General features: G+C 38.7%; 17 protein-coding genes and 1 other RNA gene. 8 read left to right on the forward strand and 10 right to left on the reverse strand.

Annotation, left to right across the window (positions count from 1 at the left end; genetic code table 11):
* Positions 1-216: 216 nt before the first annotated feature.
* The 4 genes from radA to ACWIUO_RS11670 all read right to left on the reverse strand — a co-directional run bounded on the left by radA (position 217) and on the right by ACWIUO_RS11670 (position 7,430).
* Positions 217-1,749, reverse strand: a complete 1,533-nt coding sequence (gene radA / locus ACWIUO_RS11655) for a DNA repair protein RadA (RefSeq protein WP_454178061.1) — start codon at positions 1,747-1,749, stop codon at positions 217-219.
* Between the two features lie 317 nt (positions 1,750-2,066).
* A complete protein-coding gene (acnB, locus tag ACWIUO_RS11660; RefSeq protein WP_454178062.1) occupies positions 2,067-4,634 on the reverse strand; it encodes a bifunctional aconitate hydratase 2/2-methylisocitrate dehydratase in 2,568 nt (855 codons plus the stop codon).
* 271 nt (positions 4,635-4,905) lie between these two features.
* Positions 4,906-6,573, reverse strand: a complete 1,668-nt coding sequence (locus ACWIUO_RS11665; RefSeq protein ID WP_454178063.1) for a hypothetical protein — start codon at positions 6,571-6,573, stop codon at positions 4,906-4,908.
* Between the two features lie 281 nt (positions 6,574-6,854).
* Positions 6,855-7,430: a hypothetical protein gene (locus tag ACWIUO_RS11670; protein WP_454178064.1), complete on the reverse strand. Its 576-nt coding sequence runs from the start codon at positions 7,428-7,430 to the stop codon at positions 6,855-6,857.
* 293 nt (positions 7,431-7,723) lie between these two features.
* Here ACWIUO_RS11670 and ACWIUO_RS11675 point away from each other — a divergent pair, with 293 nt between their 5' ends.
* From ACWIUO_RS11675 to ACWIUO_RS11695, 5 genes are all read left to right on the forward strand, one after another.
* On the forward strand, positions 7,724-8,047 hold the full coding sequence (locus tag ACWIUO_RS11675; RefSeq protein ID WP_454178065.1) for a hypothetical protein: 324 nt from the start codon (positions 7,724-7,726) through the stop codon (positions 8,045-8,047).
* Positions 8,037-8,330: a type II toxin-antitoxin system RelE family toxin gene (locus ACWIUO_RS11680; protein WP_454178066.1), complete on the forward strand. Its 294-nt coding sequence runs from the start codon at positions 8,037-8,039 to the stop codon at positions 8,328-8,330. Before ACWIUO_RS11675 ends, ACWIUO_RS11680 begins: the two co-directional genes overlap by 11 nt.
* A gap of 101 nt (positions 8,331-8,431) precedes the next feature.
* A complete protein-coding gene (gene coaD / locus ACWIUO_RS11685; RefSeq protein WP_454178067.1) occupies positions 8,432-8,923 on the forward strand; it encodes a pantetheine-phosphate adenylyltransferase in 492 nt (163 codons plus the stop codon).
* 155 nt (positions 8,924-9,078) lie between these two features.
* Entirely contained in the window at positions 9,079-9,822 is a 744-nt protein-coding gene (locus ACWIUO_RS11690) for a dTMP kinase (protein WP_454178068.1), read from the forward strand.
* A 184-nt stretch (positions 9,823-10,006) separates the two neighbouring features.
* Positions 10,007-10,840 carry a phosphoribosyltransferase gene (locus tag ACWIUO_RS11695; RefSeq protein ID WP_454178069.1) on the forward strand — a complete coding sequence of 278 codons (834 nt, stop codon included), beginning with the start codon at positions 10,007-10,009 and terminating at the stop codon, positions 10,838-10,840.
* Positions 10,841-10,974: 134 nt separating this feature from the next.
* Here ACWIUO_RS11695 and ACWIUO_RS11700 read toward each other — a convergent pair whose 3' ends face one another.
* Positions 10,975-12,192: a tetratricopeptide repeat protein gene (locus tag ACWIUO_RS11700; protein WP_454178070.1), complete on the reverse strand. Its 1,218-nt coding sequence runs from the start codon at positions 12,190-12,192 to the stop codon at positions 10,975-10,977.
* A gap of 299 nt (positions 12,193-12,491) precedes the next feature.
* Here ACWIUO_RS11700 and purL point away from each other — a divergent pair, with 299 nt between their 5' ends.
* Positions 12,492-14,870, forward strand: coding sequence for a phosphoribosylformylglycinamidine synthase subunit PurL (gene purL, locus ACWIUO_RS11705; RefSeq protein ID WP_454178071.1), 2,379 nt, complete (start codon positions 12,492-12,494; stop codon positions 14,868-14,870).
* Between the two features lie 153 nt (positions 14,871-15,023).
* Here the strand turns inward: purL and rnpB are convergent.
* The 3 genes from rnpB to ACWIUO_RS11720 all read right to left on the reverse strand — a co-directional run bounded on the left by rnpB (position 15,024) and on the right by ACWIUO_RS11720 (position 18,950).
* An RNA gene (gene rnpB, locus ACWIUO_RS11710) (RNase P RNA component class A) lies at positions 15,024-15,575 on the reverse strand.
* 121 nt (positions 15,576-15,696) lie between these two features.
* Positions 15,697-16,752, reverse strand: coding sequence for an aspartate-semialdehyde dehydrogenase (locus tag ACWIUO_RS11715; RefSeq protein WP_454178072.1), 1,056 nt, complete (start codon positions 16,750-16,752; stop codon positions 15,697-15,699).
* A gap of 299 nt (positions 16,753-17,051) precedes the next feature.
* Positions 17,052-18,950 (reverse strand): extracellular solute-binding protein, encoded by a 1,899-nt coding sequence (locus ACWIUO_RS11720; RefSeq protein WP_454178077.1) that lies wholly within the window; start codon positions 18,948-18,950, stop codon positions 17,052-17,054.
* Positions 18,951-19,609: 659 nt separating this feature from the next.
* Between ACWIUO_RS11720 and ACWIUO_RS11725 the strand changes: the two genes are divergently transcribed.
* Both ACWIUO_RS11725 and ACWIUO_RS11730 read left to right on the forward strand, forming a co-directional pair.
* Positions 19,610-19,804, forward strand: a complete 195-nt coding sequence (locus ACWIUO_RS11725) for a hypothetical protein (protein ID WP_454178073.1) — start codon at positions 19,610-19,612, stop codon at positions 19,802-19,804.
* 22 nt (positions 19,805-19,826) lie between these two features.
* Positions 19,827-22,457, forward strand: a complete 2,631-nt coding sequence (locus ACWIUO_RS11730; protein ID WP_454178074.1) for a TonB-dependent receptor — start codon at positions 19,827-19,829, stop codon at positions 22,455-22,457.
* A 478-nt stretch (positions 22,458-22,935) separates the two neighbouring features.
* Here ACWIUO_RS11730 and ACWIUO_RS11735 read toward each other — a convergent pair whose 3' ends face one another.
* Complete coding sequence (locus ACWIUO_RS11735; protein WP_454178075.1) at positions 22,936-24,171, reverse strand: hypothetical protein; 1,236 nt, start codon at positions 24,169-24,171, stop codon at positions 22,936-22,938.
* A gap of 11 nt (positions 24,172-24,182) precedes the next feature.
* The coding region (locus ACWIUO_RS11740) for a hypothetical protein (protein ID WP_454178076.1) at positions 24,183-26,131 on the reverse strand (1,949 nt) is incomplete at its 5' end.

The raw sequence follows: 26,131 nt of genomic DNA on the forward strand, positions 1-26,131 counted from the left end.
AATTTTTACGCAAAATCCGCTTGCAATGACAAAATGGTAGTCTTATAATTTTTTACGCGGATTTATAAAATCCACCTATATTGTGTGTTATTCAGCTCTTGCGCGCGATTCAATATTCAACATTCAACATTTAATATTAAATATTAAATATTCAATATTAAATATTCAATACTAAATATTCAACATTTCTCATTTCTCATTCAATATTTATTCATACTACATTCTATCTAGCACTTCGCTTACTTCGCTTAGCGCAAAGCATTTTATCGGAGTTTGAAAACTAGGTATCTTAGGGACTATCGCTTTTTTTAGCCCATAGCTTTGCATTTCTTTTAGTCGCACTTCTAGGTTGCCTACTTCGCGCACATCGCCTGTCAAGCTCACTTCGCCGATAAAGGCACTTTCTATGCCAAGCGGACGATTGCGAAAGCTAGAGATGATGGCTGCCACCACGCACAAATCCGCGCTTGTCTCGGTGATTTTGATACCGCCTACGACATTGATAAAAACATCGTAGCGATTTAGCGGAATCTCTAATTTACGCTCTAGCAGGGCTAGGAGCATATTTAGCCGATTGCTATCAAAGCCTGTGGATTGACGGCGTGGATTGCCATAGCTATCACTTACCAACGCCTGAATCTCAATAACCAACGCCCTAGACCCCTCCAAAATCACGCTTATCGCACTCCCTGCCACGCTTTTTTTGCGCGTGAAAAACGCCCTAGATGCCTCTTTGGCACTATGCAAACCATCTGTGCCCATCTCAAAAATCCCTATTTCGCTTGTCGTGCCAAAGCGGTTTTTAAACCCCCTTAGCAAGCGCAATTCCTTGCTAGAATCCCCCTCAAAATACAGCACGCAATCCACCATATGCTCTAACACTCTAGGACCTGCTATACTGCCCTCTTTTGTGATATGCCCGATGATAAAAATGCTGATATTTTGCTCTTTTGCAAGCCTCATAAGCTCAAAAGTAATCTCGCGCACTTGGCTTATGGAGCCCGGTGCTGAAGCGATATTTGGCGAAAAAATCGTCTGAATAGAATCAATAATACACAAATCAAAATCTGTTTTGTTTGTGTTTTTTTTGTTTAGATGTTCTTTTTTGGGATTCTCATTTTGCAGATTTTGCGCGATTTTTTCATCTTGTATGTTATCGCTTGTTTTATTATCTTGGGTTATTTTCTCATTTTTGTTGCTAGGATTTTGTTGCAAGTTTTGCACCCCGCTATGCAGGGCAAATTTGATAGAATCCAAATTGATTTCATTTAGCAAAAATACATTGCTATGGATAGCATCAAGCCTTTGTGCGCGAAGTTTTATCTGCCCCGCACTCTCTTCGCCACTGACATAAAGCACTTTGTAGTTATGCTTGGCAAGATTGCCTGCGACTTTTAGCAGTAGCGTAGATTTACCCACACCCGGGCTCCCCCCGACAAGATATAGCCCGCCTCGCACGATTCCCCCACCTAGCACGATGTCTAGCTCATTTTCATAAGAGCTAAAAAAATGATTTTGCTCGCTACTAACCTGCGTGATAGGAAGCGGGGTTTTTGGGCTATTTGTGGGGTTTGAAAATGTGTTTTTTGCAGAATTTATCGCATTATTTTGCGCTTTGATAAAATCTTTTTGGATTTGATTTAGCTCTATTAGACTATCCCAGCTCCCACATTCTCCGCATTTGCCAAGCCATTTGGTCGTCTGCCACCCACAATGCTGACATTCAAACAGGCTAGATTTTTTTGCCATTTTTTGCCCTTTTTGGATTTTGTATAAATTTTGTATAAATTTTGTATAAAATTTTAAGTTTGTCGTAAAAATGATAAAAACGAAATTTTAGCAAGAAAAAATGAAGTATAAATTAAGTTTGGTGTGTTTTTCTGCCCTAAAACCACGCTAGATTTTTGGCTAATTAGAATCTATGCTAGCGAAATTTTTTGCTAGATATTTGGGGGTAGATTTTGACTAGATTTTGAGAATATTTTTATAAATAGATTTTGCAAATCCACACTTTTAAAAAGCGTGGATTTAGCACAAAATAGCCTAAAATGCAAAATCGCAAACACCTAGAGCGCAAAATCCTCTATTTTGTCAAATTCTAGGTATTTATAGACTTTTGCGGTATTGTCCCCTAGCTTTTGTGGGACGATTTGGAGGTATTCTTCCACACTTGGCAATCGCCCTAGCTTCGCACACACCGCGCCTAGCTCCGCGCTTCCTAGATACACTTGCGCCCCTTTGCCCATTCGGTTATCAAAGTTGCGCGTGGAGGTAGAAAACACCACAGCATTATCTTTCACTCTGGCTTGATTGCCCATACACAGACTACAGCCCGGGACTTCTATCCTAGCCCCACTCGCACCAAATAGGCTAAAATACCCCTCATCGCTAAGCTGTTTAGAATCCATCTTAGTAGGTGGCACAAGCCAAGTGCGTGTAACGCTTTGCCCCTCATTTTTCATTATCTCGCCAAACGCACGGAAATGCCCAATATTTGTCATACAGCTACCGATAAATACTTCATCGATATTTTTAGGACGCTTGCTATCAGCCAAAATCTCACTCAAAGTCGCCACATCATCAGGGTCATTTGGGCAAGCCAAAATCGGCTCTTTTATCTCTGCCAAATCAATCTCAATCACCGCGGCATATTCCGCATCTTTATCCGCACGCATTAGCACAGGGTTATTTATCCATTCGCGCATTTTTTGCGCTCGCCTCTCTAGCGTTTTTGCGTTGCCATAACCATTTTTTATCATCGCATTGATAAGCGCGATATTGGATTCTAAGTATTCAATGATTGGTTCTTTGTTTAGCGCGATAGTGCAAGCAGCAGCGCTTCTCTCCGCGCTCGCATCGCTTAGCTCAAACGCCTGCTCGACTTTTATGTTTTCTAGCCCTTCGATTTCTAGCACCTTGCCACTAAAGATATTTTTTTTGTTTTGTTTTGGCACGGTTAGAAGTCCTTGCTTTATCGCATAGTAGGGAATCGCATTGACTAAATCACGCAAAGTAATGCCCGCATTTAGCTTGCCCTTAAACCTCACAAGCACGGATTCTGGCATATTTAGCGGCATATTTCCTGTAACTGCGGCAAACGCCACAAGCCCGCTACCCGCTGGGAAGCTAATGCCGATAGGAAATCTCGTATGAGAATCCCCGCCCGTGCCAACGGTATCTGGCAAGCAAAATCTATTTAGCCACGAGTGAATCACGCCATCTTTTGGTCGCAGTGCCACGCCACCACGCGAAGTCATAAAATCTGGCAAAGTCGCTTGCAAGCTCACATCTGCAGGCTTTGGATACGCTGCGGTATGGCAAAAACTCTGCATCACAAAATCTGAACTATAACTAAGGCTTGCAAGCTCTTTTACTTCATCGCGCGTCATCGCACCTGTGGTGTCTTGGCTACCCACGGTTGTGGCGATTGGCTCGCAGTATTCGCCCGCTCTCACGCCATCTTTTCCGCAGGCTTTGCCTACCATTTTTTGTGCTAGGGTGTAGCCTTTGGAGCTTTGCTGTGGCTGGGAGGCTTTGGCAAATATTTCGCTCTCCCCTAGTCCCAAAAACTTGCGCGCTTTATTTGTAAGCCCTCGCCCGATGATAAGCGGAATCCTGCCACCTGCGCGGATTTCATCAAAAATCGTATTTGGGCTTAGGCTAAATTTGCTTACCACTTCGCCATTTTTGACTATCTCGCCACTATGTGGTTTTAGCGTGATGATGTCGCCCTCTTTTAGCGCATCGACATTTGCCACCACAGGCAGACAGCCACTATCCTCGCAAGTCGCAAAGAAAATGGGTGCTATGATTCCGCCTATGACAAATCCACCGCTTTTTTTATTTGGCACGAATGGAATCTCATTTCCAAAATGCCACACGATAGAGTTACACGCGGATTTGCGACTGCTACCTGTGCCGACTACATCGCCTACATACACGACACTTGCGCCGTTATCTTTGGCGATTTTTTTGATAGATTCTAGTCGCGCTTCATAGTTTTCTACGCGCGATTTTAGCATAGCCTTTGCGTGCAAAGGAATATCGCTACGCGTGAAAGCATCGCTTGCTGGGCTTAAATCATCAGTGTTTGTCTCGCCATCGATTTTTAGCACGGCTAGTTTGATTTCTTGTGGCAATTCTGGCTTTTGCAAAAACCACTCCGCATTTGCCCAAGATTCTAGCACTTCTTTTGCTAGGGGCAATGTCTTGCTTTTTTCCGCGATAGTATCAAACGCATCATAAACCAAAAGTGTATGTTTTAGCGCGTTTGCTGCGGTTTTTGCGACATTTTCATCGCTAGATTCTAGGGCTTTTAGCAAAAACGGCACATTATAGCCACCTAGCATTGTCCCTAGCAGTTTTGTAGCGAGATTTGCATCGATGCTATCGCATTTTTTGCCTTCAATGATTTCTCCCAAAAATCCTGCTTTGATTTTTGCTCCCTCATCGACTCCGGGGCTTACGCGGTTGGTAAGCAAATCTAGGGCAAAATCTTTGTCATTTTTGCTAGCACTAGAATCTAGCAAGATTTTGATAGCCTCGCTAACTTCATTTGGCTTTAGTGGAAGCGGTGGGATTCCCTCTTTTGCGCGTTCGTTTAGGGCGTTGTTGTAATCTGTGATAAACTGCATTTTTTCTCCTTTTGGATTCTTATAAATGGCTAGATTTTACAAACAAATTTGCCTCGCAAAATCTAGCCTTATAGAAAATGTAAGTATAGCAAATCTAATCTAAGGCGAGTTAAAAAAATCTTTAACTTTTAAGTCTATGTGTAAAATCGCTACAAAACCTCACGCAAAACAAAATCCAAAAAGCACAAAAATGTCGCTAAAAAATACAAAATTTTTGCCAATGCACTATTTTTGAGAAAATGCCTTTTTTTTGGTGCTTTTATTGTTGTCATTATTGTCCTGCCAAAATCTCATCGGCGATTTTGCGGATTTTTTGGCTTGTGGATTTGTTGCGTTTTAGCATTTTGCTATCGTGTGGATTGCTATCAAAAACCACCAAATGTGCGTGCGGATAAAAGGGGGATTTTGGATACTCTATATCGCCCCACCGCCAATCAAACCTCAAAGGCAAAAGCACAAGCGTGGGTATCCCTATGCTAAGCCCTAAATGCGCCAACGCAGAATCTATGCTAATAATCATATCAATATCACTTAATCCCTCAAAAGTATCCTGCCAATCTTTTAGATTTTCCCCGCGATTTTGTATAAAATCTGGCACGATAAAATCCTCTATTTTTCCATTTACCCTCTCTCTCACTTGAAAAGACACAAGGCTATATGGGCTATTTTCAAAGGCATTTGTGATGATTTCTAGCGGGCAGTCGCGCTTAAATCGTTCGTAGTTTCCGCTAGAATTTGTATGCCAAAAAATCGCGATTTTAGGCGTGGTTTTTGTAGCCCTAGATTCGCATTTTGCATTAGATTCGCGCTTTGCATTAGATTCACGCTTTATGGGCAAAAGTGGGCGAGGCAAGGCTAGCCATTCATCTAGCGACATTTTTAGCAAATATGGCAGAGAGCATATCGGAGCGACATAGTCAAACTCAAACCCTAGCCTAGCACTTGGCTTTTGAAACTCAAGCTCTTTTTCCTCATATTTACCATCTTTGTTTTCATAGATTTTATCTTTTGGCAGGCTTCCTATGATATGTAGATTTGCAAACACGCTTTGTGGCTCTTTTGATTTTATCGATTCTAGCGCGTAGTCAAAGAGGCGAAATAAATTGCTCTGTGGCATAAAAAGCACTTTTTTTGCGATTTGACATAGTTTGGCAAGCGCAGGGGCAAACATTATCGTATCGCCATAGCCCTGCTCGCTTACGATAAAAACGACTTTACCCCTCAAAGCGTTTTCATCAGCTTGCAAAGCATTGCAAAGGGCTTTGTAATGTGGCATAGAAAAAACCAAATCCTTTTTATCATCACGGATTAGGGCTAGTCGATTTTCATACAACGCCAACCCCTCCATATACATTTCCTCATCATCTAGCAGTTGCAAAAGCATTTTAGAGCAACTAAAAAGCGCGTTTGGATTTTGGCTTATGGCATTGCTTCTCATAAATGCGTTGTAGGCTTCTTGATAAAATCGATTTTGCCACAAAGTATCGCCATAAAAGCTCCAAAAATCGCTATTATGCGTGTTTTTGGATTCTAGCTCTTTGTAGAGATTTAGGGATTCTCTGTCGCGATAAAGTGAGTAGAGATAAAACGCAATCCCGGGCAAAATCATACAATCAATATAATTTTGGATTTGTTTGATTTTTGCGTCATTTGCGCCGATGGTTTTGGGATTTTGACTAAGCCTATCAAATAATGGCTGTTCGCTGTTTCTTTTGTGCGAATGTGGCGAAATGTAGGGGATTTGTTTGTTGGTGGAATGTAGATTTTCTACAATCTTTTGCAGTCGCTCCAAAATCTCATAAAAAATATCTAAACTTTTTTGCTCGCTAATCTTTTCATACAATCGCCAAAAACTCTCAATAGGACGCATCGTTTTTTGGTCTATCCTGCCATCTGGAGTCCAAATATCAGTGGCAAAATCCCCGACTATATTTAGCAAATAATCGCTATGCAAAATCGCACGATAAATCGCCTCTGCTTTGTCTAGCTCGCCTAAAAATGTGTGGATTTCTGCTAATGCACAAAGGATATTTTTGGCAAAATATGGCGGGATATTTGGGGGAGTTTGCGGGGGTGTGGGATTTTGTTTAATTTGTGGATTTTGTGTAGATTGCGCAGATTGCGCAGTTTGTGGATTTTGCGTAGATTGCGGGGTTTGTAGATTTTGGGTTTTTGTGAGGCTAGATTTTAAGATATTAGATTTTATAGCATTATTATTTTTTAGATTACTATTATTTCCCCCCCCCCCCCATAAGCGATATTTGCTTCATCGCTAAAATCAGCATAAGTATCTGGCAAATAGGGCTTAGCAAGCGTGGCTAATATCTCTTTTGCTTCGTTTATATCGCCATTGCTCGCATAGGCTAAGGCTAATTTATAGTCAAAAAACTGCATTTGATTTTGCGCTTTTGTGGTTTTGGATTTTACTTCTAGCGATTTTGTTTTTGCGTTTATCGCGTTTGTTTCTAATATTTGACAATCCCGCTTATACGCTTCTTTTGCGATTTTGGCGTATTTTATCGCTTGTTTTGTGATTTTGCTTTGTGCTTGCGCTTTTGTGGCTTTTATCACTTCAAGTGCGGCATTTGCCACCGCATTTGCCACAAGCCCAAGACATTCTTGCTCGCACAAATCCGCGCCCAAAATATCTAGCCCCAAAGTATCTAACATAGATTCTAGTTTGTCTGCTAGCATTATCGTGGTTGCAAAATCCCTATCATAAAAACTTTGCAAAATATTATCTTTTAGCGTGTCTAAATCATTTAATGAGCGTGATATAGCGTTGTCTTGCTTCATTTGTGTCCTTTTTTTCAAAATCTTTTTTTGCAAAAATCTTTTTACAAAAAATCGTTTTTGCCAAAATCGAAAATCTTGCAAAATCCTTTTTGCAACAATTCAAAATCTTACCCAAAATCTAAAATCTTACAAAACCTAAATCTTGTCAAATTGTAAAATTTTCAAAACAAAATCCAAAATTATAGAATTTTTTTGATTTTATGCGTGATTTTTTGCGAAGTTTTTATCAAGTTTTCCTTAAATAAGAAATGTCAAATGTGCTATAATCAGCAAATTTTAAAAGGAGTGTCGCAATGACAAACACGATTAACTACGCAAAATACGCAAATATGACACAAAAGCAATTATTTAATTCGCTTGAGAATGCCAAAAAAAAGCGCGCAAAACTTCAAACTCAAGCAAATGACGCAAACGCGCTGATTGATTTTTTAACAGATAAAATCAAAGATAGCCTAAATACGCTTAATGTGTCAAAAAATGATTTTATAAGTCTTAAAGATTCTGGCTTAGTAGAAAAAGCAGAGGCGTATTTTCACTCACTATCAAGCGATGAGCAAGCAAGGTTTGAAAAAGAACTTAACGATGATATAGATAGAAACTATGACGATGAACTATAATATAATCCTTAAAAAATCTGTTGTTAAGTTTTTGGCAAAATTAGAAAAATCAACGCCACGAGAGCACGCCAAAATCGTTTTATTTCTAAAAAACACATTATCACAAAGCAATAATCCTTGCAAACTCCAAAATGCAAAGCATTTGAAGGGTTTTAGCGAAAATCATTATCGTTGGAGGATTGGAGAATATCGCATTATTGGCATAATCAAAAATGGAGAATGTAAAATCATCGAAGTAGTCAAAATCACAAAACGAGATAATAATACATACAAAGATTTGTGATGATTTGTAATGCAATAAAAAATCAAAGCGCAAAATGCGCAACGCAAATGCTTTTAATGCGTTTGGAATCTAAAATAAGATTTTAATCAATAAGGACACAAATGAGTAGCAATAAAATAGGTATTTATCCGGGGACTTTTGACCCGCTGACAAATGGGCATTTAGACATTATCAAACGAAGTTGTGAAATCTTTGAGAGGGTAGTTTTGGCGGTGGCACATTCTGCGTCTAAAGCACCTCTTTTTAGCCTGCAAGAGCGACTAGAAATGGCAAATCTTGCCACAAAAGATTTTAGCAATGTGGAATGTTTGGATTTTGGTGGGCTTTTGGCGGATTTTGCGAGCAGTCATAATGCGCGGATTCTTATCCGTGGGTTGCGCGTGGTGAGCGATTTTGAATACGAACTACAAATGGGCTATACAAATACTTCGCTAAACCCTAGCCTAGATACGATTTATTTTATGCCGACATTGCAAAATGCGTTTATTAGCTCATCGATTGTGCGAAATATTTTGGAGCATAATGGCAAAATCTCTCACCTTGTGCCAAAATCTGTATTTGGCTACATAGCCCAAAAAATCCCCTGCGCTTAACGATTTTGACACGGGGAAATCAAAATGCGCTTAAAAAATCTAGCCAAAATCTAGCAAAAATCTAGCCAAAAATCTAAAAAGAGCAAAATCCATAAAATTCACAAAAAAATCACACAAAAAAACACGCAAAATCCACACATAACGAAAGGAAAAAAATGTATATCGTGCTAGAAGGAATCGATACTTGTGGAAAATCCACCCAAATAAACGCGCTAAAAAAGGCATTTCCAAACGCGATTTTCACAAAAGAGCCCGGGGGAAGTGCGCTAGGTGCAACACTACGCGAAATGATACTGCAAAATCATAGCCAAGATTATGCCCTGCATAGCTCGTGCGTAACGCCACAATGCCTAATCGCCAAAGAAAAAGCCCAAGATTTTATCCAAAACCACGCATTTAGCGAGGAAGCGGAGTTTTTTTTATTTTTGGCAGATAGGGCAGAGCATTTCTCAAAAGTCATAAAGCCAAATCTACACTCCCTAATCATCGCCGATAGAAGCCTAATCTCTGGAATCGCGTATAGCAAACATAAAGACGCAGAAATGATGAATCTAGCCTGCGCGCAAGGCATTATCCCTGATATTTGCTTTGCTTTTAAAATCAGCGCAGAAGAACTAAACAAACGACTGCAAAACAAGCAAAAAGATTCTATCGAAAATCGTGGAAGCGCGTATCTTATGGCGATTCAGTCGCGGATTTTGCATTTTGGTAGAAAAATCGCTAAACAATGCGTAGTCATTGACGCCGATAAACAGCAAGGAGACATTAGCCAAGAAATCATTACCCATATCCGCAACGCACTAGATTCCAAAATGGATTCCAAGACAGAATCTAAAGCAGAATCTAAAATAGATTTTAAGATAGAATCCAAGATAGAATCTAATATGGAATCCAAATAATTTTTTTAAATAAAATTTTTGGGTAGTTTTTGTAGTGAAGTCTTGCGTATCAAGTTTTTGTGGGGAGAAATTTTTGGTTTTGGGGAAAAAGATTTTGGTAGATTTTAGGTGGATTTTAATAGTAGATTTTAGTTGGATTTAAGAGTAGATTTTAAAAAATAGATTTTAGAGGATAGATTTTGTAATGAAATGTCTTATTTGCTCGAAATTTTGCTTAGCCACTTTGTGTGATGATTGCCTAGATTCTATCCCGCTTCAGCCTAGCGTGCGCGAAGTCAATGGCATTCGCGTGTATTGTTTTTTTGCGTATAGCGATATTGATTTTTTGCTAAAATCAAAATATTATGCGATAGGCTCTAAGATTTATAGCGCGCTAGGGAAAATCGCGGGGGAATATTTTTTTGGCACGATGGGGAGGGCTAGTGTAGATTTGGCTAGTCATTTTGATAGAATCAATATCATAGGGATTGATGATTGCGTGCGGAGTTTTTATTCACACACGGGCGTGCTTGTGAGGGAGTTTGCCCGCGCAGGCAAAAAAGCGCGTAAAAAATCTAATAATTTGCAAAAACTTTGCAACATAAAGCCAATCTATGGCGAGCTAAAAGCTACAAACCAAGTAAGCTATGCGGGCAAAAGCCTAGCCTTTCGCCAAGCAAACAAACGCGGACTAAGACTAAGCGATAGAATCCTAAAAAGCATAAAATCTAAGCTAGATTCTAGCGACAATACAAACTTGCTAAAAAACATTGCCAAAAAAATCGATTTTGCAAACAATGATTTTATAAAAAATGATTTTGTAAAATCTAATTTTGCAAAGCAAGTTTTTAATGCGCTAGATTTTTTCGCGCTAGATTTAAAAAAACTAGCCAAACAACAAAATCCAAAATCTAGCGCGACAATCATCGTAGATGATATTATCACCACAGGGACAAGCTTTGGCGAGGCGATAGAAGTCTGCCAAAAAGAGAATTTACAAGTGCTTTTTTGCCTCTGCCTTTGCAATGCTGCATTATAAAATCATAAATTTTACTTCAAATCACTATCCACAAAATGCCACAAAACGCCACAAAATCCACGCGAATTGTTTTTTACAAATTTTTGCAAACTTTGCTATAAACTTGCGATAAAACCCACATTTGCAACCAAAATCTATCGTTTATAATTCGATGATTGTCGTTGTTTGTTTGGACGAGGTTTGATATTGTAGCTAGGCTTTGGATTGATATGCAAATCCTCTTTAAAAATGCGATAATTATCACAGGCTTGTTGCAACCCCGCATTGCACGCATAAGTGTATAAATCTAGCGCGTATTTAGTATCTTGCACCACGCCTAGCCCTTTTTGGTATAGCACGCCTAAATTGCTACAAGATTTCACATCTCTAGCTTCGCACGCTCTTTTAAAATATTTTGCCGCATACGCATAGCTTAGCGGGACTTCATCTGTGCCATTTGCATACATCCACCCTAGATTACTGCACCCGACTATATCGCCTGCATTGCACGCAGCGTAGTTTAAGTCCGCTTGACTTAGCTCATTTTTATTTTTGCCATAGATATTTTTGGTATTGCTTAGTAGCCCTAGATTGTAGCAGCCTAGATTGCTCCCGCCCTCACAAGCAAGTTTATAATATTTAATCGCGCTAAAAAAATCTTTTGCCAATCCATCGCCATTTGCATACATAAACCCCAAATTATTGCACGCGATGGAGTCCCCTCCCTCACACGCGCTCATATAATACTGCGCCGCTAGCTCTTTGTCATCTTTTGTCGCGCCTTTGTCATCATTATATAGCATTGCTAGATTTGTGCAAGAAGTGGGGTCGCCTGCAGAGCAACCCATTTCATAGTATTTTTTCGCCCTGCGGATATTGGTATCTACGCCTTTTCCTGTGGCATACATCGTGCCTATGGCAAAGCACCCGCTAGGATTCCCGCCTTTGCAGGATTTTTTAAACGAATCATAAGCGTTTTGAAAATCGCCATTTTTGGCAAACTCTATGCCTGCTTTTAGCTGTGCTGTGGGGACATCTGGCGAGGTTAGTCTATCGGCTAAAGGATATTGATGAGGGAGTAAATCTGCTTGCTGTGGGGCTTGATTAGTAGAATTTGCTTGATTATTTGCGTCATTTCCAACTTGCCCAACTTGCGCGCTATTGCTACTTAGTGCTGGATTTTGCGATGGTGGGGGTAGATTTCCATCATCATATTGTGAGCCCATTTGGGTTAGCTCATCTTCGCTCAAATCCCTATCAAGCCCATAGGTAAATCGCCCATTTTGCTCCTGCCCTACATCATCTGCATAGCCTAGCGACAAACCAAAAACACCTAGCAAAGCAAGTAACTGTAATAACAAAATCCTTTTCATTTCGCGCTCCATTTGCGTTATTTAGGGAATCCACTTTGAATGTTTTGAAGTGTTTTAAAAGCATTTTTCAAGTGTTTTGAAAAAGCATTTAAACAAGCGTTTTTGCTTGACATTTGTAAGCGATTTTCCTACTTTGTTGGCAAAATCTAGCAAAAGCCGTTCCTTACAAAGACATTACGATAAACATTTGTGATAAAAACTAAGCGACAAACATTTGCGCAAATGCTTATATACTTAATTTTGATATAATCGCTTTTTTGATTTTGCCTTTATTTTAATTTTGATTTTAAGGACTTCAAATGCCAAAACCTACCGACAAAAATGCCCCCGATTTTCGCATAAACGATATGGATTTTGCCCTTAGTAGCCATAAACTTAGCAACGATGATTATAAGCAGATTTTAGCGATATTAGGGAGAGAGCCAAACCTAGTAGAGCTAGGGATTTTTAGCGCGATGTGGAGCGAGCATTGTAGCTATAAATCTAGCAAAATCTATTTAGATGGATTCCCCACAAGTGCGGATTATGTAATCCAAGGACCGGGGGAAAATGCAGGGGTAATCGACATTGGCGGAGGAATGGTAGCGGTATTTAAAGTAGAATCACACAATCACCCAAGCTTCATCGAGCCAAATGCAGGTGCTGCCACAGGCGTAGGCGGGATAATGCGCGATATTTTTACGATGGGAGCGCGCCCTGTGGCAAGCCTTGATTCTATCCGCTTTGGCGAAATCTGGCGAGATGATGAAATAGGCAAAAAGCATAAATACTTGCTTAGAGGCGTGGTGGAGGGGATAGGTGGGTATGGGAATTGTATGGGAGTGCCTACGATTGGCGGGGAGACGACTTTTGAGCCCTGCTATAATGGAAATATTTTAGTAAATGCGTTTTGTCTAGGGATTGCCAAAAAAGATGAGATTTTCTACGCAAAAGCAGAGGGCGTGGGCAATCCCGTAATCTATGTAGGAAGCAAGACTGGGCGAGATGGACTAGGTGGGGCTGTGATGAGTAGCGATAGTTTTAGAGAGGATTCTGCTTCTTTGCGCCCCACTGTGCAAGTAGGCGATCCTTTCACCGAAAAGCTATTGCTTGAAGCGTGTTTGGAATTATTTAAGCGCGATTTAATCATAGGTATCCAAGATATGGGCGCAGCAGGGCTTACAAGCTCTAGCTTTGAGATGGCTGGGCGAAGTGGCAGTGGTATGAGGCTAGAGCTAGACAAAGTGCCTATGCGCGAGCGCGGAATGAACGCGTATGAACTAATGCTAAGTGAAAGCCAAGAGCGAATGCTAATATGCGCAAAAAAAGGCAAAGAGCGCGAAATCAAAGAAATATTTGAAAAATGGGAGCTAGATTGCGCGGTTATAGGCGAGGTTACAAATAGCGGGGTTATGGAGCTGCTTTGGGAGGGGGAGTGCGTAGGGCAAATCCGTATCGCACCGCTAAGCAAAGCCTCCCCCGTGCTAAAACGCGAAGTAAAAAAACCAAGCTATTTAGATAGCATTTGCACGCTAGATTCTAGCTTTTTGCAAAATCTAAATGCAAAATCTAATAATGAGCTTTTTTGCGAGATTTTAGGGCATATCGATATTTGCGATAAAAAATGGATATATAGCCAATATGATAGCACGGTGCAGACAAATACGATTTTGCCTAGTGGCAGGCTAGATGCTAGCGTGGTGCGCGTGAAAGAAAATGGCGTGGGGCTAGCGATGAGTGTGTATTGCCAACCGAGTCTATGCTACCTAAATCCGCTAGAAGGGGGCAAAATCGCCGTAGCCAATGCGGGTAGAAAACTAGCCACAAGAGGCGCAAAACCGCTTGCTATCAGCGATTGTCTAAACTTTGGCAATCCGCAAAACCCCGAAGTAATGTGGCAGTTTAAGCAAGTGTGCGAGGGCATAAAGCAAGCGTGCAAAGAGCTAAGCACGCCTGTGGTAAGCGGAAATGTCTCTCTTTATAATCAAAGTGAAAATATTGATATTTATCCTACGCCTACGATTGTAAGCGTTGGGATTAGCCATAATGCAGAATCGATTATAGATTCTGCGTTGAAGCGTGAGGGGAGCGTGCTTTTGCTTGTGGGAAATATCTGTGATATGAGCGGATTTAGCGGAAGTGTGGCACAAAAAATATTAGGCAAAAATCTAAATGGTAGAGTTTGGATTGATTTGGGGGGAGAGAGGGCGTTGTGGGAGTTTTTGTGCGAAGGCATCAAGCAAGGGCAAATCCTAAGCGCGAAATCTATCGGCAAAGGGGGACTAGCCATCGCCCTAGCCAAAATGGCGATACTTGGGGGCAAAGGAATAGAAGCTATGGATATAGCACAAAATCTTAAAATGGCTTTGAGAGAGGATTTGAAAACGGATTTAAAAGCGGATTTTGCAAAATCTAGTGCGTTAGATTCTAGCGAATTAGAAAAATTTGATTTTGATAAACTAGATTTTAGCAAATGGATTTTTGCCGAGACGCAAAGCTGTGCGGTGGTGGAGGTTTGCCCTAGTCAAATCACGCATTTGCAAAATCTAGCAAAAAAACTAACCCTGCCACTTTGTGAAATAGGACAAGTAAGCAAAGCAGGCAAAGAGGGAGCAAAAATCCGCATAGCCGACATAAATATCAATTTAGACAAAGCTAGCAAAATCTATTTTGAGAGTTTTGAAAAATACATTCATTAAGCTATGTTGCTACGATTTTTATGCGTTTTTTTAAAGGCTGTTTTTAAAGCTATTTATAGCTGCATAGGCATTGTCAAAACACGATAAAACGCGAAAAGCAAATCATAATAAATCATTTTAGTTTATGAAAAAATGTGAAGCAAAAAAGCATTAAATCATTGGCTTGGTATAAGCCGAGTTCTGTCGAGGGTGGCTATTTATCTGGGGCGCATTTCACAATGCGTCTCAAGCAAAGGGCAAAATCTAAGACATTTACCACGCCCTTTTTGCTACGGATTGGGTTTGCACGGCATCGCTAATCGCTTAGCAATCGGTAGGCTCTTACCCCACCTTTTCACCCTTACTCATTTTGTGCTTGTCTTTTTGGCTAAAATAGTGGATTGCGCGCTTAGCTTTAGTCATTACCATTTTAGGTAACTCCATCGCTTCGCGCTTCACACAACGAGTTGCGAAGCAAAAAACCACGATTTTATCTCAAAAATACTTCGCACAACATTTGCAAAATCTTAATAACAAAAACATACCAAATTTTGCAAAAAGTATCGCTTACAAAATAAGCCAAACAGACAAACACAAAATGAGCGGTTATTTTCTGTTGCACTTTCCCTTAGGTTACCCTAGCCATTTGTTAAATGGAATCCTGTCTTTGTAGCTCGGACTTTCCTCCCCTGTGATTTTCACAAGAGCAGCCACCACCAAACCAATGAACTTAATGGAAATAACATTATACCAAAATCTAAAAATACGCACGATAAACGCGTGAGTGTAGTTTTTTATTTTTAGATTCTTATTTGCTAATTAGGTTTAATTAGTTTTTATTCATCTATTACATTTGCATTTCACACCATTTTTGTGCGATTCGCACAGCATTTGTCGCAGCTCCCACGCGGATTTGGTCAGCTACGCACCAAAAATGCAAAATCCTTTTATCAAAATTATCCACCCGCACGCGTCCCACATAAGTTTCATTTGTATCCGTAGCGGTTGTTGGCATAGGGTATAGCGCGTTTTTTGGCTCATCGATTAGCACGATATTTTGTGCAGATTTTAGCACTTCTTTTGCCTCTTGCGCGCTTACTTCTTTGGCAAATCTCACGCTCACACTCTCGCTATGACTGCGCAAAACAGGCACTCGCACGCAAGTCGCACTTATAGGAAAATCTGCGTGCATAATTTTATGCGTTTCTTTTATCATTTTCATTTCTTCTTTTGTGTAGTCATTTTCCATAAACACATCAATATGCGGGATTACATTTAGCGCGATTCTGTGCGGAAACACGCTAGGGCTAGCAGAATCTAGCTCAAAAGCAAAGAATTTTTGCATTTGAGTTACTAGCTCTTCCATTCCTTTTTTGCCAGCCCCGCTTACGGCTTGATAGGTGCTTACATCTACGCGCTCTATGCCAAATGCTTTGTGTAGCGGGGCTAGGGCTTGCACCATTTGGATTGTAGAGCAATTTGGATTGGCTATGATATTTTTTGCTTTGTAGCCTGCTATGTCGCTAGGATTTACTTCAGGGACGACTAGAGGGACATTTTTATCAAGCCTAAAAAAGCTCGTGTTATCAATGACAAGCGCACCAGATTTTGCCGCACTTGGCGCATATCTCTCACTAACGCTCCCCCCAGCAGAAAAAAACGCGATTTCTATCCCCTGCTTGCCAAACACTTCATCAGTAGTCTCTAGCACAGGCACTTCTTTGCCCTGCACTTCGATAGTTTTGCCCACACTATTTTTGCTAGCAAGAGGGATTATTTTTTTATACGGGAAGTCTAGCTCATCTAGCACGCGCACTATCTCTTCGCCCACTGCCCCTGTCGCACCGACAATGCCTATGATATATTTTTTTTGATTTTTTGGATTTTGTTGGATATTGCTCATTTTGGATTCTCCTTTTTTAGATTTTGCAACTTTTTGCAACATTTTTTCAACATTTCGCAATTTTTTTTAACGATATTTTTTTTTGCATTTTGGTTGCGTGTGGGTTATCACAAGCGCGGATTATAGCATAAAATATCAAAAGCACAGCGCAACGCAGAATCCAAAAAATAAAGCGCGCTTAAAAAGCTAGCAAAATCTCTGCCAAACCACCCACACAAATATCACAATCAAAAAGACTTATTTTAGATTTTTTACTTTAGATTTTATGAGTTAGATTTTATGAGGTTTTATAGTAGATTTTATTTAGATTCTTGCTTGGTTGCCCACCATATTTGCGGGCTTAAATCATATCGGGGGTGATTTTTTGGCATTGAGATATTGTGCCAAAAAGCGATTCTAAAATTTGGCAAATAATAATGTGGCACGACAAAATCCCCCCACAAAAGCACCCTATCAAGCGCGTGGATAGCAAGAATTTGCGCTTCCCTACTTTGCGCAGCTATCACGCGCTCTATTAGGCAATCCACCACTTCTAGCTTCACACCACTATAATTTCTACTCCCCACCATATCCGCGCTATTTTTGCTCCAAAAATACCTCTGCTCATTGCCCGGGAAAAGACTCTGCCCGATAATCCCCACAATCATTTCATAATCAAAATTTTTCACACGATTTGCATATTGACTAGAATCAATTTTTTGGATTTGCATATTTATGCCTAGCAGTTTTAGATTTCGCCCATATCGCACAGCTAGTCGCTCAAAAGCGGGATTATCAAGCAAAAGCGTGAAAGAAAAAGTCTTGTTATTTTTGGTATCTACAAGCACGCCATTTTTCATCACAAACCCCGCCTGCGCTAGCAAATCTCGCGCTTTTTTTAGATTTTCTCTCTCTTGGATAATATGGCGTGGGATTTTCTCATCTAGCGCATTTAGATTTTGCGCTTCAAAATCTATTTTTAAATCCATTGGCAAATCGTTTGCAAAATCCGCCTCAACGCCTGCCCTAAAATCCACGCTAGGCACGACATAAGGCTTATCAAACATTTCTTTTAAGCGCGTGTTTGATATTTCGCCCTTTGTGTCGCATTGCTTTATAAGCGCGGATTCTGCGCTGCTTGGCAATGGTGGGCTAGCAAAAATGGAGTGATTAAAATAGCTTGTGGTGCGCTCATATTGCGAGAAAAAAAGATTTACATTGCTCCACTCAAAATTAAACGCAAGCACAAATGCCCTCCGCACAAGCGGATTTGCAAAAACCTCTTTGCGCGTATTCATAAAAAACCCCTGCATACCGCTAGGCAGGCTATGTGGAAACGCTTTTAGGCTAAATTGCTTAGAATCTAACGCCTTACTTTTATACCCCCTAGCCCACACTTTTGCCGCACTCTCCACACGCCAATCATACTTATGGCTCAAAAACGCCTGCAAAGCCACTGCATCATCGCGGTAATATTCATAAATCAACAAATCAAAATTAAACTGCCCCACTCTGCTAGGCAAATCTTTTGCCCAATAATCTTTGTTTCGCTCATAAATGATTTTTTTGCCAACTTGATATGATTTGACACGATATGCCCCGCTTCCTAGCGGGATTTGTAGATTATCCTCCCCAAAAGTATTTTTGCCATTTTTGACATAAAAATGCTTTGGCAAAATGCTTAACTGCCCCAAAATCAATGGTAATTCTTTGTTTTGCGTGGTTTTAAAAATAAATTTAATGCGCCTAGAATCTAAGATTTTGACTTCTTTGACATCGGCATAATACTGCTTATAAAGCGGGCTAGCCCTGCTTATCATCATCTCAAAACTAAACGCCACATCTTGCGCGCTTATCGCCACTCCATCGCTAAATCGCGCTCTTTTATCAATGGTAAAAACCACATTTGAATTATCCTGCGCCACAGCTATATCGCTCGCCACAAGCGCGTATTGCGCATAAGGCTCGTCCATACTTTGTGCCATTAGCGTGTCATAGATATTTTCTAGCCCGCTAGCAGGCTCACCCTCCATACTAAAAGGATTTAGCGAACTAAAACTCCCTAGCGCATAGGATTTTAGCGTGCCACCTTTTGGGGCTTTTGGATTTACATAATCAAAATGCGTTAGATTTTGGTATTTCGCCCTCTCCCCTAGCGCGATAAAAGACGCGCTTTTGGCGCAATCTAGGGCAAAAAAACATAGCAATATTGGCAACATATAAACAAAAATAATGTTGCAAAAATGCTGATTTATGTTTGCATTTTTTGTGGCAAAAAGTCGTGTAAAAAATCGTGTTTTGTTATTTTGGGTGCATTTTTTGTTGTTTTTTGTGGTGCTTGTTGCAAGATTTTTGAGTAGATTTTTTGATGAGATTTTTTGGTTTTGTGTTGTGGGATTTTGGTTTTGTGTAGAAAATGTAGAAATTGACATTTTTTATCCTAATTTTTGTTTGGTTGCTTTTGTGTTTTTTATGGATAGATTTTGCAAATAAAAGATTTTGTGAGTAAAATCTACAAGCAAGTTACAAGCGTTTATTTTAGCAAAATCTACGCGCTTTTTTATCTTTTTTATTAGCAATTTTAAAGCGCATTTTTTTATACTTTGCAAAACTTTGTTTTACAAAAATTTACTTTGCAAACTTTGCAAAATCTTACAAACTCTGCAAACATTTTACAAAGACTAACAAAAACCTGCAAAATCCAAAATAACCCCCACAATAAAACAACAAAATTTTCTTATTAAAATAGGCATTTTAAGAGTTTTATGAGAATTACGCGCATTTTTACTTTTTTGTATTATAATCCCCCGCGTTTTATCAAAACAAAATAAAAATCGCTTTTGATAATACATAAATCTAGCCTGCAAAGGAACATAAAATGTGCGAAAATCCTAAAAACGAAACAAACAAAAATAAGGCGAATGTGTCGCTAAAAATTTCGGCGATTTGTTTTTCATTGTTTTGGCAAAATCTATCTGCTAATGCGATTTTGACTAATAACGAGAGAGAGAGAGAGAGAGAGAGAGAGAGAGAGAGAGAGAGAGAGAGTAACTCCCACGCAAAATCTTTCTAGTTACAAATCGTCATTGCGAGCTTTGCAACGCAACGCGTGGCAATCCACGATAAAAAATGCGACAGAAAACATAGATTGCCACGAAAATCCTAGCGGATTTTCTCGCAATGACGATGGGAGGGTGGATTGCCACGAATTTAGCCTTTTTGACAAAAGCCTAAATTCTCGCAATGACGAAAATCAAATAAATCCACAAAAATACATAAAACTAGCTCAAGTAGATTCTATCCGCACGGATTCTACGCAAATAGATTTTACAAAAACCACAGCAGATTTTACAAAAACGGAATCTAACCACAACCAAAATCCAAATAATAATGCCACGCGCAATAACGCCACAAATGATAATGCTAACCAAAAAGCCTACGATATAGATTCTAGCCAAACAGAATCTACAAACGCCACAGCAGAATCTATACAAATGGATTCCGCGCAAAAAGATTCCACCTCGCAAGCATTTGACAAATCCTCCCGCTACAATAAGCTAAAATCCAAAAACGACTTAGAATCAACAAACTTAGAAGCAAAAGATTTAGGCAAAGTTAGCGTTAGTGCGACTACGGGGTTTGATTTGCCACTCAAAGAAGAAGTCAAAAATGTCATCATCATTGACAAAGAGGATTTGCAAAACAAAGGCTACACAAATCTAGAAGACGCCCTAGCAAAACAGCCATTTATCAGCTTCATAGCAGGACCGCAAGGCACAAAAAATATCGATATTCGTGGGCAGGGCTATGACGCCCCGCGCGCCGTAAAGATTCTAATCAATCGTGTGCCAATCAATCTAAATGATAATGGCAACCCAAATAGCGGACACGGAGGCACAAGTGCCGCGCCATTTAATCATATCTCAATAGATGAAATAGAATCCATAGAGATAATCCCCGGTGGAGGCTCCGTCATCTATGGTGGCGGGACGCGTGGAGGCGTGGTAAATATCGTTACTAAAAAGCCGAGTAAAGATTATGCTAGATTTTCGCTTCGTGGATTGGGCTATGAGGCAAAAGGCTCTTTTGGCGGTGGAATAGGCATAAGTGCTGGTAAGGCGATAGGAAATAAGCTATTTGTCTCTGCAAGCGCGGATTACACTCATCAAGTTGGGTTAAGAGCGGGGGAATATGACAATACTATCTACACAGCATTTCAAACCATCTATCAAATCGCCCCAAATCACAAACTAGATTTCAACATAAGCTATTCTAAAATGTGGAGATATTTTGCAGGGTATAATCAAAGGGCAAATTGCGCCACTCCAAATGGCACAGGCACTTCTTGCACGACTTGGGGGGATTTTAAAACCATAGATGAGCTAAAAAAAGAGCGATACACTTCGCCTAGCGGGATTGGCTCAAGTCAAAATAGCAATGGTGAAGTGGGGCAGGATTTTATCCAAACCTCGCTAAATTATAATGCCAAATTTAGCGAGAATCTAGCATTTGACGCGCTTACATTTTATCAATTTAGCAATTTTTTGTTTCCTAGCCAAGAGCTAGGCGGCGACACGCGCAATACTTTTAGCAATCAAGGTGCGGGGCTAAATCTAAAAATCAAACACAAAATCCCCAAAAATACGCTAATTGTCGGGCTAGATAACCAAATCGAACTAAGCGATAACAACTCTCAAAGCTCATCTACCCAAACGCAAAATAAAGGGCAAAAATATTCTGTTTCGCTGTATGCGTTTGATTCTATAAAGTTTGTTGATTGGTTTTCGCTAGGGCTGGGGGCTAGGGGGGATTTTTCTTATTTTATGATTCAAGGGCATACGGGTATGAATTTTAGTATGGGCAATATAAATTACAATGGCTACTTTGAAACAAACGCCCAAAAACCACAATGGGGCTATGCATCTGAAATCACGCCTGCGTTTCATTATGGCGATTCTGGCGTAGTGTATCTCAAAGGTGAGATAGGCTATACTAGCCCTTCGGTGCGCGAAGTGGTAAGCTCGGATTTAAACTATGATGCAACTAGCACAGGTGTAGCCCCCAAAATCCCTAGCAATATTGAGCCTGAACGATATTTCACAGGCGAGATAGGCTGGAGGGAATATTTTAAAAACTCCTCTTTAAGCGCAAGTGTGTTTTATACCCACACGCTAAATGAAATCCGCCATAGATTAGATGGTTTTCGTGTTACTTATTTTAACATAGGGCAGACACAACGATTGGGTGCAGAAATAATGGGTAGGCAGACTATCGCTTCTGTGCTTGAGCTGGTGGAGAGCATATCTTATCTCTACACAAATGTGCTAAAAGGAAAATCATCTATCGCTGGTGGGACTTCTAATGGTGGATTTATAGAGGGGAAACCTATCCCCTATGCGCCACTTTTTAAGCTAACCATAGGAGCAAATTATGAGATTTTGCATAAAGGCGAAAATAAACTAAGCCTATGGACAAATAACTCTTGGAATGGCAATCAAGTTGATTATAACCAAGTCGATATGAATGCAAATGGCTATTTTCTTAGCGATATTGGGCTAAACTATAAATATAGGCATTTTAATCTGTCAGCGGGCGTGCGAAATGTATTTGATACATTCTATATCGCTTATCAAAGCTCTAGCATAAGTAGCACGGCAGGCATAAGCGCGACATATCTAGCAGGGGCTTCAAGAAGCTATTTTGTGGATATGAGGCTTAATTTTTAAAATGGGGTTAGATTTTTGTGGGTTTTAGATTTTGCTATTTAGTTTTTGTTGCTTTGATTTTGTGGCTTTGATTTTAGTGCTTTGATTTTGTGGGGTTGTTAAATATGTGGCGTTGTTAAAATTTGCAAAATCATTGCAAGCTAAAATCTTGTCATATTAAAAAATTTACCTTTTATTTTGCCTTACTTGTCGAAGCGCGAAGCAAGAGGCAAAAAATCTCTACTTTTGGCTAGATTTTTAGATACTTTAAGATACTTTGGTTTTTTAGCCTTAATATGCTAATGATTTTTGTCATTGCAAGATTTTGGGATTTTGTCAAAAGTAGCAAAATCGTGGCAATCTATTTTTATTAGATTGGCTAAATTTTTCATTTTGAATTTTTAAATTTTGTAGAGATGGATTACTGCGCCTGCTTTGCCCGCTCACAATGACAAAAAGCGATTGATGTGTTTTGCGATTTTTATCATCATAGCATTCTTTACTCTAGCTTTAAATCTAGTTTTTGCATCATTTCTTTGCTCCAGCCTTTTGGGGGGTTTGTGATGCTAGGGTAGATTCTAGGGAAAAATTCGATATATACGCTTTTATTATCGCTTAATTCAAAATAGTATTTGTCTAGTGGGGAGGGTGTGATAGGTTGTCCTCTTTCAAATAATGCTTGGTTTGGGGATAAAAATTGCAATTTGATATAGTCATCATAAACATTCATCAATCCGCCATTATTGCCAAAAAATAATTCTCTCTTATACTCATCAAAGCCATACATTGTGTTGCTAAATTTTATTTGTTTTGTGCTACTACGATATTTTTTTGCTAAATGTGCGTATTGCTTATAAGCCCCCGCGTTAAAAAGTAGGTTATTTTCATCACAAAAAGACGCAGAAAAACTTACGATAAAATTTTTAAGACTTAAGGCAAAATACCAAAAAAACAACTCATCATACAATAAGATTTTATGATTTGGTTGATTGGTTTTGGATAGAAAATCTAGCGTAAGTAGTATAGCGTTTGTATAAGGGGTTTTAGGGGCATTACTCCACCATTTAAACATATCTTTTTGCAATATTCCTTTTGATAATAAATCATCATAGATTTTATCGTGCAAATGATATGCTTTAATGCCGTGATTAGCATTGATGGATTCTATGTAGTTTGCGATAAATTCTGTGTTTTCTTTGTGTAATTGCGTGAAATATGAGATGATTTGCTCTTTTGTTAAGATGATATTATCTTTGTGTCTAAAGTAGTGGATTTTTTGGTAAGGAATAGAATCCGAATCTATGAGACACATCGTGCCAACCCTTTTAATACGCTCGCATTTAATGAGAGACCTAAAAGGTTTTTTTGCGTTTTGATTGATTTCATTTAGCCAAAATGTATTTAATCCTTCAAGGCTAGAATCCGTAATGCTTGTTGGGATAAATTTTGGTGCTAAAATACCTTTTTTATTTTTTTCAAAAATGATTTTACCAAGATAAAGCGTGGCAGTAAAATCTTTGAAGCGAGATGGTGCAGAACATTTCATACGAAACTTCTCTGCATTGGCAGATAAATTTGGGATAAAATATTTATCATATATCCTATCATCAATGGCTAAAATATTACTTTCAATACCTAAATAAATTGTTTTATACTTTACATATTCACTGTCATTAGCACTGCACATAGGCATTTTATTGCCGACCAATAAATTTAAATCAAAAGAAATAGTCATTTATCCACCTTTTATTTTTGTTTTATGTCAAGATTTTCAATGACTTTATTTGCCACATATCTAGGGTCGCGCTCATTTGGCTGAATCTCATAGATATTTTGGTAATTATCATTATCTTGTCCAACATAGCAATTTACTTTATTTGATTCATTGTCATCGCATAGTTTTTTGTAAGCATTCATTATTTGATAATTACCACTAATATAAAAATTAAAAGAATATGCAAGATATTTTAGTAAAGGACTTTTGTGCTGATTTTCCTTATAAATTTTTTCGTAAATATACAAATGTCTGCATTCGTGGATAATCGTGCCTATAAGCCCACTAGAATAATTTTCAAATGTTTCTAATGGGTTATTTTGATTTATTTCATTAGTATCGGTAAGCAAAATTTCTGCAATTATTATATTATCAGACAAAGTGAAAGCTCTAGAATTTATATTTGAAATAATTGCCTCATTAAGTTGCAATTTAACAAACTTGCATATTTCCTTAATTAAACTTACAACAAACTTTTCTCGCTCATCGTAAAAATCTATCTTGCTATTCTCGTGTGTTTTGCCATTTAATTGGGAACTAAATAAACTATATCCATCAAACAAAGGATTACTATAAGCCTCCCTAAATCTAATCTTGTTTTTCAAAATTTTACTCTCATAAGTTCCATTTTCAAACACCTCCACAACGGCTTTTATATATTTTTGTCTATCTTGTTGATATGCTCCATTATCGCTTATTATATTGTTGATAAAAACCTCATTTCCCAAATCAAACCTATAATAAATATATGCGATTTTTCCTGCAAGCTGAGGGTAGATTCTCAAATAATCAAATATTGCATCGTGGATATAATTTCCATTAGAATCTTTTTTGTAATATCGTTCTTGATTGTTTTGTTTAAGTTTATTTAATTTTGCATTATTCACATTTAAAAAACACACTGCTTCATCTACGCTATAAATATGCGTTAATTTATTCCACTCATTTATATCATCGCTACAGATTATTGTATTGCAAAAATTATTCTGCGTTGTTTGTTGGCTATCTCGCGTGGCTTCTATGACTGCATCATCTTTTCCTATGCCCACTCTAAAACTCATATCAATAGTTATATAAGCATCTTGTAAATTAGGCTTTTTCTTGTTTTTCTCATAAGCAAATACAATAATGTAGTATTTATCAAATGTTTCCTCTGCATTGCCTCTTGTGATAGGCAATGAAAATCCTAATTTATTGGTATCAATTATATTATTTTTTTGAAAAACTCGGACATTATGTTGTTCATTTGGCTGTTGATTACTATCTAATAAAATATTTGGCGTTAAGCTATGAATATTTGTAATTCCATTTAGCAAATCATCTAATTCTTTTTCGCTTTTTATTTCTATAAAACTCCATTCCACATTGTTTGCTTGACTACCATCGCTCATCACAGCTTCTAGCTCTATATAGCTTCCGGGTGCAAATGGTGTTTTGATTGGAAAATTATAATGATATAGGTTGTGGTTTAGATATTGGATTTTTGTTTGTTTGTTCTTGGCAATGTCAATGATTTGTTGTTTTTCTTGTGAAAAATCTACCTCCCATTCTATGTTTTCCATAAACTTTATATAACTTATGGTTGGTTTGCTATATCGTGCTTTTAGTGGTATATTTGTATGATTTGTGTGATTGAAAATATATTTTAAATTATGAGGATTGTCATAAAAAAAAAGCAATATATCGTTTTGTATTTGATTATTATTTGTCATAATGATAGAGCTACACGAATTGCTACATTCTTTATCACTATAAATATTTAACGATAAATCTATATTAGATTGCGTGGAGTCAGTATTGTTGGTGTGATTAGCATTTGTGTTGTTTGAATCATTTGACTTGTTATTGCTAGGGTTAGGTTTATTTAAATCATTTGAATTATCGATAGTATTAGTATTGTTAGAATGATTGGATTTGCTAA

This window comes from Helicobacter sp. T3_23-1056, assembly GCF_053654535.1.

Coding starts and splice junctions, on each gene's coding strand:
- radA (WP_454178061.1), bottom strand. CDS start 1,749: ATGGCAAAAAAATCTAGCCTGTTTGAATGTCAGCATTGTGGGTGGCAG.
- acnB (WP_454178062.1), bottom strand. CDS start 4,634: ATGCAGTTTATCACAGATTACAACAACGCCCTAAACGAACGCGCAAAA.
- ACWIUO_RS11670 (WP_454178064.1), bottom strand. CDS start 7,430: ATGAAGCAAGACAACGCTATATCACGCTCATTAAATGATTTAGACACG.
- ACWIUO_RS11675 (WP_454178065.1), top strand. CDS start 7,724: ATGACAAACACGATTAACTACGCAAAATACGCAAATATGACACAAAAG.
- ACWIUO_RS11680 (WP_454178066.1), top strand. CDS start 8,037: ATGAACTATAATATAATCCTTAAAAAATCTGTTGTTAAGTTTTTGGCA.
- coaD (WP_454178067.1), top strand. CDS start 8,432: ATGAGTAGCAATAAAATAGGTATTTATCCGGGGACTTTTGACCCGCTG.
- ACWIUO_RS11690 (WP_454178068.1), top strand. CDS start 9,079: ATGTATATCGTGCTAGAAGGAATCGATACTTGTGGAAAATCCACCCAA.
- ACWIUO_RS11695 (WP_454178069.1), top strand. CDS start 10,007: ATGAAATGTCTTATTTGCTCGAAATTTTGCTTAGCCACTTTGTGTGAT.
- ACWIUO_RS11700 (WP_454178070.1), bottom strand. CDS start 12,192: ATGAAAAGGATTTTGTTATTACAGTTACTTGCTTTGCTAGGTGTTTTT.
- purL (WP_454178071.1), top strand. CDS start 12,492: ATGCCAAAACCTACCGACAAAAATGCCCCCGATTTTCGCATAAACGAT.
- ACWIUO_RS11715 (WP_454178072.1), bottom strand. CDS start 16,752: ATGAGCAATATCCAACAAAATCCAAAAAATCAAAAAAAATATATCATA.
- ACWIUO_RS11720 (WP_454178077.1), bottom strand. CDS start 18,950: ATGTTGCCAATATTGCTATGTTTTTTTGCCCTAGATTGCGCCAAAAGC.
- ACWIUO_RS11725 (WP_454178073.1), top strand. CDS start 19,610: ATGTGCGAAAATCCTAAAAACGAAACAAACAAAAATAAGGCGAATGTG.
- ACWIUO_RS11735 (WP_454178075.1), bottom strand. CDS start 24,171: ATGACTATTTCTTTTGATTTAAATTTATTGGTCGGCAATAAAATGCCT.